This is a genomic window from Sporosarcina cascadiensis (assembly GCF_009650995.1).
Classification (GTDB): Bacteria; Bacillota; Bacilli; order Bacillales_A; family Planococcaceae; genus Sporosarcina; species Sporosarcina cascadiensis.
The window spans coordinates 220,789-233,518 of sequence record NZ_WHVV01000001.1; the positions used below are offsets into that span (position 1 = coordinate 220,789).

The following is a 12,730-nucleotide window of genomic DNA, read 5'->3' on the forward strand; positions in this document are numbered from 1 at the left end:
TCTATACCTCCAGTTCAATCATGAACTCCTGGAAAGTCTGTTCATGTTCATCCTGATTTTCGTTTTGTTCAGAAGTCTGTTCATTCTGCTTCTCATGCTGTTTATTAAAAGCCTGCTCCCGTTCATTCTTGCCCGGGTCCTGTAACGTCTGCGAAAGATCAATGCGTTCCACCTGCAAGTTCTGCTGATTGAATGCGTGACGCAGCTGATGCATCTGGCTGTCAAGCATTTCACGGGCCATGGCAGACGATGCCAGGATTCTGGCTGTCATAACGCCGTTTACTTCCAGCAGTTCAATACGTACCTGCCCCAAATGCTCAGGATACAGTTTCACTAATAGACGGTTCGTTCCGCCTGTCTGACCAAAATTCGCACGGTTCAATACAGCCTGAAACTCTCTCATTAATGCTTCACTTCGGCTTTCCGGTGCTTTTTCAGTCTGAGTCATCTGAAACACGGGTCTCGCTTCTGTTTGCGTCATCGCGGTTTGAAGAGTCGGTGCCTCGTTAGACTTTGTTTGCTCCCCCTGCTGCTTGGTATCTGCAGCCGGCTGTTCCGTCGTGAAACGAATCATATGCTGAACAGCAGCAGGCAGCTGGATTGTCTGCTTGATCTCCGGCTGAATGGATTTCTCTTCTATATGACCCGCGAACTGTGCAAGCAATGGCTGAATGGTCTTAATCAGTTCTTCCTGCTTTATATGCAGATCCATTTTAGGAGCTGTCAGTTCAATGGCTTTGAATAAAGCTGTGATTTCCACTGCAACTTTTTCAGGCAGGTTCTCTGTCACGATCTGCAACTGTTCAGGCGGCAGTTTTTGCAATGTCTCCAATACAAACCAAATATCACCGGTTGCTTCCAACTGCTTAATTTCTTCTTCCGAAACACCTGCTTCTGCTAGGGCCTTAGTCATCACTTCTACTAGTTTATCAGGATTTTCCGTAATAAGAGAAGCTAATTGTTGCAGACTAGGAAACTTATTTAAGTTTGTCAGATCAGTTAGAAGTAATTCGCTTTCTAACGCGCTGTTTAGATTATCATCCAGTTTCGACTCAGTAATAACTACCTCTGTTGCAGAATCTGTGATAACCACGTTTTGCTTGCCGCCCAACACTTTCATCAACTGATCCATTGCCGAAACCGTCTTGCCATCCTGCTGCAACTCTTTTAAAACAGCTGCAAGTTCTTCTAAACTTCCAGCCTGCATGATATCCTGCATCAGTTCAGTCAAAGCACTGTCGGTTCCCATTGTTGAAGAAGTATCAGTCAGCTGAGAAGCTCCCATTAAACTCTGATACACACTGCCAAATCCGGCACTGCTTGTACCACTGGAAGAATTACTTGGAGTAACAGACGGCACACTCGGTGCACCAACACCCATCAATAGTCCTAAATTCACTTTTTCACCTCCCTTAACTACTATTATACTACTTTGTAAGCATAGTTGTATATTTCGCAGCTTGTTCCGGGGACATTTTCTCAAGTATAGCTGCTAAAGTCGCAGGTTTCAGACTAGATAAAATTTGTACTGCCTCTGCATCGCCCATTTTGGTAATAACAGGAGCTGCTGATTTAGCCGACATTTGTTCATAAGTCGTAATGATTTCCTTGAAGTCACGCTTCGTTTCACTCTGTGCCAGTTTTAGTTTTTCAATTTCTTCATTCAGTTTTTCTTTTTCGATCTCCAGTGTTTCATTGGAATCTTTCACTTTCGTCAGTTCATCCTGCACTTCAAACAGCTGGGCTTCTTTTTCCTGGATTTCAGCCTGCAGTGAAATGACACGCTCTTCCAGGATTAAGTCACCTTCCGCCTGCTCGTCAGGTGCTTTCTCTTCAAGAAAAGGTATTTTTGAAGTCCATTCTTTAGCTTGATCAAAGACATTTATGTCCGCGACTTTCGCTATAATTAATACGACAGCCATTGTGAACATGAGAGGAATAATGATCCAAGCTAATAAAATCTGAAAAAAACCAGCGGACTTCTTCTCTTGCACTTCTACAGATTCTACCTCTTTTTTCTTCTTAGCTTTTGCCACTTTACCACCTGTCTTCTTTTGAGCGAAATTTCATCGTGGCCAGTTCGTCAATCCGATTTGCCTCCGCATGTTCCATTTCTGCATCATATTGTTGTTTATTCAGTTCTTTCATCTTTTCAAACTTCTTCACTTCTATATTTTTCTCCAGCAATTGCGACTCATACCAGCTCATTTTCGAACGGGATTTCATGACTTCCTGTTGAATTTGATCGATTTTCACATCGAGCGTACCAATAAATCGCGAATAATGATGCAGATCATCAATGGAGAAACCAGTGCTCATTCGCTGCTGCTGCTCTTCCAGTGTGTCTTCTTTCTTTTTCAGCTGGTCATACAGCTCCCTGGCCACTTCTTCAAACTGCTCAATGGCTTCTTTATAAGCCATTTCCGTTTCATCACGCTCTTGTTCCCGCAATGTCAGCACTTTTTCAAATCGGTAGCGGTAAGAAGTCATATGCTGCCTCCTCCTCCAGAAGCCAATGCTATCATTTCATTTACTGTATCTTCGAGCTGGATATTATCTTTATAGCTCTGCTTCAAGAAGTTCGTAATGATCGGTTCATAGTCAATCGCTTCATCAATTTCTTTCGATGTCCCTTTTTTATAGGCACCGATATTAATCAAGTCTTCCGATTTATCATAGGTGTAGTACAGCTCCCGCAACTTTTCTGCAGCTTTGACATGTTCCGGATCTGCAATATGATTCATCAGCCGGCTGACACTTTTTAGGACATTAATCGCAGGATACTGACCTTTATTGGCAAGGGTCCGGTCCAGGACAATATGCCCGTCCAAAATCCCCCGCACTGCATCCGCAATCGGCTCATTCATATCATCACCGTCAACGAGAACGGTATAGAACGCAGTAATTGCACCGTGTTCATTGGTGCCTGTCCGTTCCAGCAGCTTTGGCAAAATCGCGAAGACCGACGGTGTGTATCCCCTAGTCGCTGGCGGTTCGCCTACAGCAAGACCGATTTCACGCTGTGCCATCGCGACACGCGTTACGGAATCCATCATCAGCATGACACGCATACCGCGGTCTCTGAAGTACTCTGCAATGGCAGTTGCCGTAAAGGCTCCTTTAATTCGCATCAGCGCTGGCTGGTCTGACGTAGCAGCAACAACAATTGTTTTCTTCATGCCTTCAGGGCCTAAGTCGCGGTCAATAAATTCCCGCACTTCGCGTCCGCGCTCACCAATTAATGCAATGATATTGATATCTGCCTCCGTGTTGCGGGCAATCATGCCGAGCAGCGTACTTTTACCTACACCGGAACCAGCGAATATTCCGACACGCTGGCCGTTTCCGACTGTCAGCATGCCATCAATCGCCTTGACACCGACCGCGAGCTTATCATTGATCGTCGGACGGGTCAGCACGTTTGGCGGGCTATTTTCAGTCCGCACTGTCGCCAGCCCCTTCGGCAAAGCACTGTGATCGATCGGTTTGCCCATCGAATCCAGCACCTGGCCGACTAAGTTCATGCCCACTTTGACTTCCAGCGGTTTGCCGAGCGATTCCACCAGGCAGCCACTCGAGATATTACTGATATCTGTGTAAGGCATCAGCATGACGATTTCTTCCCGGAAACCGACTACTTCCGCTTTAATAATAGATCTTCCTGCGTCCGGCACATTCAAATGAATTAGACAGACATCTCCAATGGAAGATTCGGGCCCCTGCGACTCAATCAATAAACCGACTACCCGGATAACCCGGCCATATTTTTTCATCGTATTGATATTAGGAATGATTCGAATCAAATCTTCTGCTTTTCTCAAAATTACACACCACTTTCCATAATTTCGACAAGCTGCTCCTTCAATTCATTCAACTGTTCATCGACACTGACGACAATGCGGCCATGATTTGTTTCGACAAAACAATCGTTGGCATCAAAGTCTTCGTTGACAAAGATCATAAACGGCGTTTCAGGAGGGAAGATTGATGCCAATTCAGCCCGGCTGGCTGTCACCATTTTAAAATGCTCGGTCGGGACATATAGTTTAATCTCTTTCATTTCCTGTGCTTCTTTTATACCTTTTCGAACAATGGAGAGATACGTTTCTTCATCATCTTCAATTGTTTTATTAATAATTTGTTCAGCTGAACGAATGGCAATGTCGAGAATGACCCGTTCCTGATTAAGTAAATACTGGGTAGCATTCTGATACGATAAAGTTGTCGTTTCATTCGCCGCCTGTATCGTTTCCTGCATATCAGACTGCGCCTTGTTGCGCCCGTCTTCAAAACCTGCCTGGAATCCTTCGTCATAGGCCTGCTGCTGCAGCTGTTCTTTCTCTTCAGCCCACGCTGCACGCATTGCTTCAATATCAGCCGCTGCATGTTCCATGCGCTGCTGAATGTCTGCATTCACCATGGCGCTGCGCTGTTCCATTTCCTGAACCATTCGTCTTCGTTCGGCAAATACTGCACCTGTGTCTGCAGGCGCTTGAGCAGGAGACTGATCATCCGGCATTTGCTGCTGTAGACTGCGTATTGAAATTTCTTTTGCGCCGCTTTGATTCACTACTGTACGATCTGAACGAAACAGATTAGACAATGATGTCATCTCCTCCGCCGCGGGCAATAATAATCTCACCCGCATCTTCCAATCTTCGAATAATGCCAACAATCCGTGACTGGGCTTCCTCTACATCACGCAGTCTGACTGGACCCATAATTTCCATTTCTTCTTGGAATGATTCCGCCATCCTCTGCGACATATTTTTGAATAAAATATCTTTTACTTCTTCACTGGATACTTTCATGGACAGAATGAGGTCTTCATTTTCACATTCGCGGACCACGCGCTGAATCGAACGATTATCCAATGTAATAATATCTTCGAAGACGAACATTCTTTTGCGAATTTCTTCTGCCAATTCGGGATCCTGTATTTCGAGTGCATCGAGAATTGTTTTCTCGGTCGCACGGTCTACTCCGTTCAGTACTTCGACCACCGCATCGACTCCGCCGGTTTCTGTGAAATCCTGCGTAACAGTAGAAGATAATTTCCGCTCTAGAACAGCTTCAATCTCACTGATCACTTCAGGTGAAGTAGATTCCATCGTCGCAATACGCTTCGCAATATCGGCCTGCATCTCCTGCGGCAGTGAAGACAGGATCAAACCTGCCTGCTCCGCCTCTAAATAGGAAAGAATCAGCGCGATTGTCTGCGGATGTTCATTTTGAATAAAGTTTAAAATCTGAGACGGCTCTGCCCGTCTGGCAAAGTCAAACGGCCGTACTTGAAGTGAAGACGTCAGGCGGTTAATCACTGCCTGCGCATGTTCTTTACCGAGCGCTTTCTCAAGTATCGTTTTGGCGTAACCGATCCCGCCCTGCGAAATATAATCCTGAGCCAGCGCAATATTATGAAATTCTTCAATAATCTCTTCTTTCACCGAAGAATCCACTTTTTTCACGCCTGAAATCTCTAACGTCAGACGCTCTATCTCCTCTTCGTTCAAGTGCTTATAAACCGCTGCTGAGACTTCAGGCCCTAGAGAGATGAGCAATAAGGCAGCCTTCTGTTTGCCTGACATTTCTTTATCTTTCTTTACCAACTTGCATCCCTCCGTTACTCCTCAGCAATCCACGTTCTCAATAGCTTGGCAAACTCTTCCGGCTTATCTTTCGCCATTTTTTCAAGCTGTTTTCTGCGTGCTGTTGCTTCTGTTTCGTGTTCCAGATTAATGTCATCCACTTGGATTGCTTCAAGCTGCGCTTCCAATGCGAGCTCATCTTCCATCTCGGCTTCACGGCGCCGTTTACGCAGCAACAGAACAATTACTGCGATTAATGCTAACAGCAGAACTCCGCCGATAACATATGCCCACCAAGGAATAACCGTCTTCGGCTCATCGAACAGTACATTCTTACCTTTCAGCGGCTGTACCGAAACAGCAATCTTCTCTGCCAGCATTTCATCTGTCAGTTCCCCTGCTGCTTCTTTATCCAGTGAAGTCCGAATAATTGTTTCCAGAATCTGCTCTACGTCCTGCTGAACTTCAGGTGCCAATGAATTCGGATCGTCCGCTGTAGGGGGTTCGATCATTACCTGTATACCCAGATCGCGTATTTTATAAGGACTTTCAATAATGTCTTTACTGATCCGGTTCACTTCATTATTGATGGTTTCTTCCAATCGTTCATAATCTCCGTTGCCCATTTCACCTTCCACATAAGTGGTGCGGTTATCGGTCGGATCTTCAGCTTCCGGTGTTCCGCCGACAGCCGGATTCGTACCGGAAAATGACTCAGTAATCCGCTGTACACTCAGCGCGATGCCTTCCATATTTTCCTCATCCACCGGCGATACCAGGTCTTCTTTGCGCTTTTCCACTTTGAAGTCGATATCGGTAGTAACCGAAACAACGACTTTATCCTGTCCCATCATGGTTCCGAGCATCATCTGCACTTGTCTCTGCAAGTCGCGCTCTATCGTTTTCTTCAGACCCATTTGATCCGTGACACTCTGACCGTAGGAGTTTTCTGAACCTTTTAAATCAAAGTACTCAAAATATTGGTTCTGAATGACGATATTATCATTAGACAGGTTCGGCAAGCTTTTGGAAACCAAATTATACAGAGATGCAATCTGCTGTTCTGAGAAATTTTGACCCGGATTGGTCTTCAGCATGATTGCCGCACTGGCTTCCTGCGTTGAATCATTTACGAAAATGCCTTCAGTCGGTAAAGTCAGCATCACTTTTGCGTCCTTAATACCCTCTATACCCTTAATTAAGTTCGCTAATTCTGTCTGCATGGCAGCCAGTTTGATCATATTGAATTCATTATCTGTCGTTCCAAAGCCTGCATTATCAGAGAAGAAGGAGTAATCGATCAGACCGGAGTCCGGAAATCCTTCCGCAGCCAATGAAACACGAAGCGTATCCAGCTGTTTTTCAGGCACTGCAATCGCAGTTCCGCCGGGCTGGACAACATACGGAACACCTTGGCCGTCCAATACTTCCTTAATGCGGCCGATTTCAGAAGGCGAAACTTCTGAATAGAGTGTGACATATGTAGTTCTCGATAAGAAAATTGTTAAAAAAATGGCCAATGCGATAACACTGGCTGCCGTAGCAATGTATGTGATTTTTTGTTTTTTGGAGCGGCTTTCCCAGAACGCCTTAAGATCCGCTCTGAGCTTTGTGAATCTTTCTTTCATTCTAATCCCCCGGTCAGCCTAACTAGGCAAAATTTCACGTCTGCCCAGCGTAACTTGTTCTGTTAGACAGGCATTCTGATGATTTCTTGATATGCTTCAACCACTTTATTACGCATTTCCACCGTCGCATTTAATGCAATACTCGCCTTTTGGGCAGCGATCATCACATTATGCAAATCTACGTCCTCACCTTTAATCAGCTTGACTGTCAAAGTATCAGAAGTTTGCTGCGCTTGATCGACTTTATGAATTGCATCATTCAGCATGGCTGAGAAGTTTTGCTGCGCTTCGAACGGGGTTTTTTGAGTCCGTACTTCAGCCGGCTGAACCTGCATAGTAGGCAAAGCGCCCGTAATTGCTTGAATCGGCATCTTTTCCACTCCTTCTATAGTAGTTCGTATACGTTATCTTCCTATTTCTAAAGCTTTCATCAACATGGACTTGTTTGCGTTCAGCACCGTGACGTTCGCTTCGTATGACCGTGTTGCTGACATCAGGTCAATCATTTCACGAAGAGGATCCACATTTGGCATCTGCACATAACCTTCGTCGTTGGCATCTGGATGAGTTGGATCAAACACTTGCTTGAAAGGCGTCTCACGGTCTTCTTTCACTCTTGTAACTGCGACTCCATTGCCGGCGCCGCTATGAGACTGGACTCCTTTTGCCGCCTGCAGAAATGAAGCGAACTGTCCTTCTTTAGGCTGCAGCGTAACCGTTTTTCTGCGGTATGGCTCCCATTCGCCATTTACTTGCTTTGCCCGCGTTGAATCGACATTCGCCATATTGGATGAAATAACATCCATTCGAAGCCGCTGCGCAGTCAGAGCGGAGGATGAAGTATTCAGACTGTGAAATATACTCAAGATCAGCGCCCTCCTTTAATAATGTTTTGCAGGCTGTTGAATTTGCCGTTCAGCCGTTCGATCAATGCAGAGTTATAAATTTGATTGGCAGCTAAATCTGCCTGTTCTTTATCCATATCGACTCCGTTGCGGTCCTGACGATAACGCAAATTGGATATGTCGAATGTTTTATTTCCGGCAGAAGCCGTAAAGTCGAGATGTCTTGCATCTGTTTTATACGCTTCAAACGCTTTGCTCTTTTCACCGGAAAACACTTCTTGAAAGTTAACAGATTTCGCTTTGTACTTGGGTGTGTCAACATTCGCGATATTTTGCGAGATAGCTTTACCTTTGGCAGACGAATAGTCCAGGCCTTTTTCAAGCAGATTGATAGTGCTGCCGTAAATATTCAATGTCATGCCTCCCTCTTTAAAGTAGTCATACTTTCCTTATATTCCTGCATTATTTGATTCCAATCTAGTATACTAGCCATTTTTCGCTATGTTTATAAACGCAATTGTAAAATTCTTGTTTTATCTACTAATCTATTGTAGCGGATTCTAATGATTTTTGTCCAATGAATTCTAGACAAATCACTAGGACTAATATCCCTTTTAGCTATTTTCGTACTATACAGTACCATTTTTTCACTACTTTGTATTTTGAAAACACTCTTTTTCTCTATGCTTATTTAGGGCTAATCGGTAAATGTTTGTTTATATGACCATTTTTTTATCCATTAAACCATTATATAGAATAACACACTGAAGAAACTGTATCTTATGTACTTGTGTCAAATCATGTAATTATTACCCATTCCTCTGGTAACCACAATGTATTATTACCCAATATAAAAGCGCCGCTTCTTTAAAGAAGCAGCGCTCTTTTTTATGAATTATGTTTTTCTAACTCTGATAAAAACTTGTCGTTCAATACTTTGATGTATGTCCCTTTCATTCCCAGAGAACGTGATTCGATTACGCCGGCACTTTCTAATTTACGAAGCGCATTAACAATTACAGAACGAGTGATTCCTACACGGTCTGCAATTTTTGACGCAACCAGTAAGCCTTCATTTCCGTCCAGCTCTTTGAAAATATGCTCGATCGCTTCATGCTCACTGTATGACAGAGAGTTGATCGCCATCTGAACAACCGCTTTACTGCGTGCTTCATGTTCGATCTCTTCTGATTTCTCACGCAAGATTTCCATTCCTACCACTGTAGCACCGTACTCAGCAAGAATCAGATCATCTTCTTTAAATCCTTCTTTTAATCTTGCCAGGATCAGCGTACCCAAACGCTCTCCGCCGCCAATAATCGGAACGATCGTAGTCAAGCCGTCTTTGAATAACTCTTTATTCTCTACAGGGAATACGGTATATTCACTTTCGATATCGATATTTGGTGATGTTTCCTGAATTTCGAATAAATGATTCGTGTATTCTTCAGGGAATTTACGGTCTTCAAACATTTTCTTCATGCGGTCATTTTCAATCTGATGGTGTACTTCAAGTCCGAGCAATTTACCTTTCCGGCTGACGATAAACGCATTACAATCGATGACATCGCTCAGTTCCTCTGCCATCTCTTTGAAATTGACTGGGCCGCCCGCGCCTTCTTGTAACATTGCATTAATTTTTCTTGTTTTGACTAATAAACTCATTTCAATTGTTCCTCCTCAAATTCTCTGTTGACTATATTGAATATTCTAAAGGTTTTTAATCATTAAATAAACTATAAAGCCTCAATTATAAAATAAAATGTGACAAATCTTTGTTTTTAACGATTCCATCTAATTTTTCATCTACATAAGCGGGTGTGATCTTTATGGAAGCGGGCCCGATATCCGCCGCTTCGAATGAAAGATCCTCCAAAAGCTTTTCCAATATGGTATGCAGTCTTCTGGCACCGATATTTTCCGTTTCATTGTTTACTTCAAATGCAATTTCGGCAATTTTGCTGATTGCGTCATCTGTAAATTCGATTTCCACTTCTTCGGTAGACAGCAGACGTTCATATTGACGCAGCAGTGAAAAATCTGGCTCTCGGAGTATACGCTCAAAATCGATTTTTGTCAATTTATCTAATTCTACGCGGATTGGGAAACGTCCCTGCAATTCCGGAATGATATCTGAAGGCTTTGACATATGGAAAGCGCCCGCTGCGATGAATAAAATATAATCTGTTTTAACCGCCCCATATTTCGTTGTGACAGTCGATCCCTCAACAATCGGCAAGATGTCCCGCTGAACACCTTCGCGTGATACTTCACCTGATGATTTCTGGTTGCTGCTTGCAATTTTATCCATCTCGTCCAAGAAGATGATGCCTGCCTGCTCGGTCAATTCGATGCCTTTGCGTGCCACTTCATCTTGGTCGATCAGTTTATCCGCTTCTTCCGCCTCCAACACCACGCGTGCATCTTTCACTTTCATTCGGCGCTTCGTCTTTTTTTTCGGCATCAGGGAAGATAATGCATCCTGCATGCCTGACATCTGCTCCATGCCTGAACCTTGCAGGGCATCAAATAAGGATGGCTGCTGAGCGGTTACTTCCACTGTGACCATTTGTTCTTCGGCCTGACGACTTTTCAGAAGTTCCGCTATCTCTGAGCGCTTTCTCCTAATTTCCGTCTGCTCTTCAGGATTCTCTTCTTCCTGCTGATCTTTTTGTCCAAAGAACATCTCAAATGGATTCTGTCCGCTGCTTTTCTTTTTCACTTCCGGGACCAGCAGTTTGACCAGGCGCTCTTCCGCCAGCTTCTGCGCCTGCTCTTTAACAGCCTCACGCATATCTTCCTTCACCATACGGATCCCGACTTCCGTCAGATCACGTATCATGGATTCGACATCTCGGCCGACATAGCCCACTTCTGTAAACTTCGTCGCTTCCACTTTGACGAACGGTGCATGGATCAGCTTTGCGATCCGGCGGGCGATTTCCGTTTTCCCTACGCCAGTCGGTCCGATCATCAGGATGTTTTTCGGAATGACTTCTTCCTGTTCTTCAGCCGACAGCTGCATACGGCGGTATCGGTTGCGCATCGCAACAGCAACCGCTTTTTTAGCCTTTTCCTGTCCAACGATGAATCGATTTAAATAGGCCGTGAGCTCTTTAGGTGTCATTTCTTGTTTCATTACCAATCAAAGCACCTCCACGATGATCTCATGATTTGTATAGACGCAAATATCAGCAGCTGTCTCCAAAGAAGCTCTCGCAATTTGCTCCGCTGTTAACCCGCTGCTATATTTCTTCAAAGCTCTTCCTGCCGACAGCGCATAGTTGCCGCCTGAACCGATAGCTAAAATCCCGTCGTCCGGTTCAATTACTTCACCTGTCCCGGAGACAAGCAGCAAGGTTTTCTTATCCATAACGAGCAGCATCGCTTCCAGTTTGCGCAGAATCCGATCGCCACGCCACTCTTTTGCCAGCTCTACAGAAGCTCTTTGCAAATTGCCGTCATACTCCATCAATTTCGCTTCAAATAAATCGAATAAAGTAAATGCGTCGGCTACAGATCCCGCGAAGCCTGCAAGCACTTGTCCGTTGAATAATCTGCGAACTTTTCTGGCTGTATGCTTCATGACGACTGCATTGCCCATCGTCACTTGTCCGTCACCTGACATGGCACATTGCCCTTCATGGTGTATCGCAAAAATCGTTGTTGCATGGAATTCCATTCAATCTCCTCCTAAGCACGCGGATGCGTCTGTAAATAGGTTTGCCGTAAATGTTCATTCGTAATATGTGTGTATACTTGGGTTGATGATAAATGACGGTGACCGAGCAATTCCTGCACACTGCGCAGATCTGCACCTGCACCGAGTAAATGCGTTGCAAACGTATGCCGGATCATATGCGGCGTGATTTTCGTATGCAAAGCTGCGCGTTCCATTAAGTCATTCAATATATAGCGTACTCCCCGGTCCGTCAGTGGATCACCGCGCAAATTCACAAAAAGACTTGAATGCTTCTTTTGCTTCATCAGCCGGGGTCTTGCCGTATCGATATATTCCTGAAGCACTTCTTCTGCAAAACTGCCGTACGGTACAAAACGTTCTCTGCGGCCTTTCCCCATCACTTTCACAATTCCCAGGTATTGATCGATATCACGGACCTCCACTGTCACAAGCTCGCCTACCCGGATACCCGTCGCATAGAGTAATTCAAGCAGCGCACGGTCACGAAGCGAACGGGCATCATCGCCCACCGTTGCCTCGAACAGTTTCTGCAGTTCCTGCTCATAAAAAAAAGCAGGCAGGCGCTCTTCCTTTTTCGGATGAAACAATAAACGAAACGCTTGGTCCTGAATGCCATAACGGGCGTTTGTGAATTTGAAAAAAGACCGGATTGAAGAAATTTTCCGCGATATCGTTGTTCTTGCCAGTGATCTGTCATATAGTTTGGTAACATATAGCCTGGCTGCAGGATATTGCACATCATCCAGTTTTTCGATATGTTCCGATTCTAGGAATGCCAGAAATTCTCGCAAATCATTTTCATATTCCGCAACAGTATAAGACGAATAGTTTTTTTCCAAGCAAATATATGACACATATTCATCCGCCAGCTCTTTTATCTCAGGAACCATTTTCTCCACCTCTTGCTGAGTATAGGACATCGCGTTTTTTGAAGAGTCTAAAGATTCTTGAATGTATATAGTTTGG

At 44.5% G+C, this 12,730-nt stretch carries 14 protein-coding genes; all 14 read right to left on the minus strand.

What is annotated here, in order from left to right:
• Position 1: 1 nt before the first annotated feature.
• Positions 2-1,399, minus strand: a complete 1,398-nt coding sequence (locus tag GDZ68_RS01105) for a flagellar hook-length control protein FliK (RefSeq protein WP_153720433.1) — start codon at positions 1,397-1,399, stop codon at positions 2-4.
• Between the two features lie 28 nt (positions 1,400-1,427).
• Entirely contained in the window at positions 1,428-2,036 is a 609-nt protein-coding gene (locus GDZ68_RS01110) for a MotE family protein (protein ID WP_153720434.1), read from the minus strand.
• A 1-nt stretch (position 2,037) separates the two neighbouring features.
• Positions 2,038-2,490, minus strand: a complete 453-nt coding sequence (gene fliJ / locus GDZ68_RS01115; RefSeq protein ID WP_153720435.1) for a flagellar export protein FliJ — start codon at positions 2,488-2,490, stop codon at positions 2,038-2,040.
• Positions 2,487-3,821: a flagellar protein export ATPase FliI gene (gene fliI / locus GDZ68_RS01120; RefSeq protein ID WP_153720436.1), complete on the minus strand. Its 1,335-nt coding sequence runs from the start codon at positions 3,819-3,821 to the stop codon at positions 2,487-2,489. The genes fliJ and fliI overlap by 4 nt, the downstream gene beginning before the upstream one ends.
• Before the next feature lie 2 nt (positions 3,822-3,823).
• The gene (gene fliH, locus GDZ68_RS01125; RefSeq protein ID WP_194841009.1) at positions 3,824-4,603 is read right to left on the minus strand and encodes a flagellar assembly protein FliH; all 780 of its coding nucleotides are present in this window, start codon (positions 4,601-4,603) and stop codon (positions 3,824-3,826) included.
• Positions 4,596-5,609: a flagellar motor switch protein FliG gene (fliG, locus tag GDZ68_RS01130; RefSeq protein ID WP_153720438.1), complete on the minus strand. Its 1,014-nt coding sequence runs from the start codon at positions 5,607-5,609 to the stop codon at positions 4,596-4,598. The genes fliH and fliG overlap by 8 nt, the downstream gene beginning before the upstream one ends.
• A 14-nt stretch (positions 5,610-5,623) precedes the next feature.
• Positions 5,624-7,216 carry a flagellar basal-body MS-ring/collar protein FliF gene (gene fliF, locus GDZ68_RS01135; RefSeq protein WP_153720439.1) on the minus strand — a complete coding sequence of 531 codons (1,593 nt, stop codon included), beginning with the start codon at positions 7,214-7,216 and terminating at the stop codon, positions 5,624-5,626.
• A gap of 62 nt (positions 7,217-7,278) precedes the next feature.
• The gene (gene fliE / locus GDZ68_RS01140) at positions 7,279-7,587 is read right to left on the minus strand and encodes a flagellar hook-basal body complex protein FliE (RefSeq protein WP_153720440.1); all 309 of its coding nucleotides are present in this window, start codon (positions 7,585-7,587) and stop codon (positions 7,279-7,281) included.
• 33 nt (positions 7,588-7,620) lie between these two features.
• Positions 7,621-8,082, minus strand: a complete 462-nt coding sequence (gene flgC, locus GDZ68_RS01145) for a flagellar basal body rod protein FlgC (RefSeq protein ID WP_153720441.1) — start codon at positions 8,080-8,082, stop codon at positions 7,621-7,623.
• A gap of 2 nt (positions 8,083-8,084) precedes the next feature.
• Complete coding sequence (gene flgB, locus GDZ68_RS01150; protein ID WP_153720663.1) at positions 8,085-8,474, minus strand: flagellar basal body rod protein FlgB; 390 nt, start codon at positions 8,472-8,474, stop codon at positions 8,085-8,087.
• Positions 8,475-8,949: 475 nt separating this feature from the next.
• Positions 8,950-9,726: a GTP-sensing pleiotropic transcriptional regulator CodY gene (gene codY / locus GDZ68_RS01155; RefSeq protein WP_153720442.1), complete on the minus strand. Its 777-nt coding sequence runs from the start codon at positions 9,724-9,726 to the stop codon at positions 8,950-8,952.
• Positions 9,727-9,811: 85 nt separating this feature from the next.
• Positions 9,812-11,200 carry an ATP-dependent protease ATPase subunit HslU gene (hslU, locus tag GDZ68_RS01160; protein ID WP_153720664.1) on the minus strand — a complete coding sequence of 463 codons (1,389 nt, stop codon included), beginning with the start codon at positions 11,198-11,200 and terminating at the stop codon, positions 9,812-9,814.
• A 6-nt stretch (positions 11,201-11,206) separates the two neighbouring features.
• Positions 11,207-11,743, minus strand: coding sequence for an ATP-dependent protease subunit HslV (gene hslV, locus GDZ68_RS01165; RefSeq protein ID WP_153720443.1), 537 nt, complete (start codon positions 11,741-11,743; stop codon positions 11,207-11,209).
• A gap of 11 nt (positions 11,744-11,754) precedes the next feature.
• Positions 11,755-12,654 (minus strand): tyrosine recombinase, encoded by a 900-nt coding sequence (locus GDZ68_RS01170; protein ID WP_153720444.1) that lies wholly within the window; start codon positions 12,652-12,654, stop codon positions 11,755-11,757.
• Positions 12,655-12,730: the final 76 nt, after the last annotated feature.

What these genes read in the sequence shown, in the direction of transcription:
- GDZ68_RS01170 (WP_153720444.1), bottom strand. Translation starts at nt 12,654, where the DNA reads ATGGTTCCTGAGATAAAAGAGCTGGCGGATGAATATGTGTCATATATT.
- hslV (WP_153720443.1), bottom strand. Translation starts at nt 11,743, where the DNA reads ATGGAATTCCATGCAACAACGATTTTTGCGATACACCATGAAGGGCAA.
- fliE (WP_153720440.1), bottom strand. Translation starts at nt 7,587, where the DNA reads ATGCCGATTCAAGCAATTACGGGCGCTTTGCCTACTATGCAGGTTCAG.
- codY (WP_153720442.1), bottom strand. Translation starts at nt 9,726, where the DNA reads ATGAGTTTATTAGTCAAAACAAGAAAAATTAATGCAATGTTACAAGAA.
- fliF (WP_153720439.1), bottom strand. Translation starts at nt 7,216, where the DNA reads ATGAAAGAAAGATTCACAAAGCTCAGAGCGGATCTTAAGGCGTTCTGG.
- hslU (WP_153720664.1), bottom strand. Translation starts at nt 11,200, where the DNA reads ATGAAACAAGAAATGACACCTAAAGAGCTCACGGCCTATTTAAATCGA.
- fliJ (WP_153720435.1), bottom strand. Translation starts at nt 2,490, where the DNA reads ATGACTTCTTACCGCTACCGATTTGAAAAAGTGCTGACATTGCGGGAA.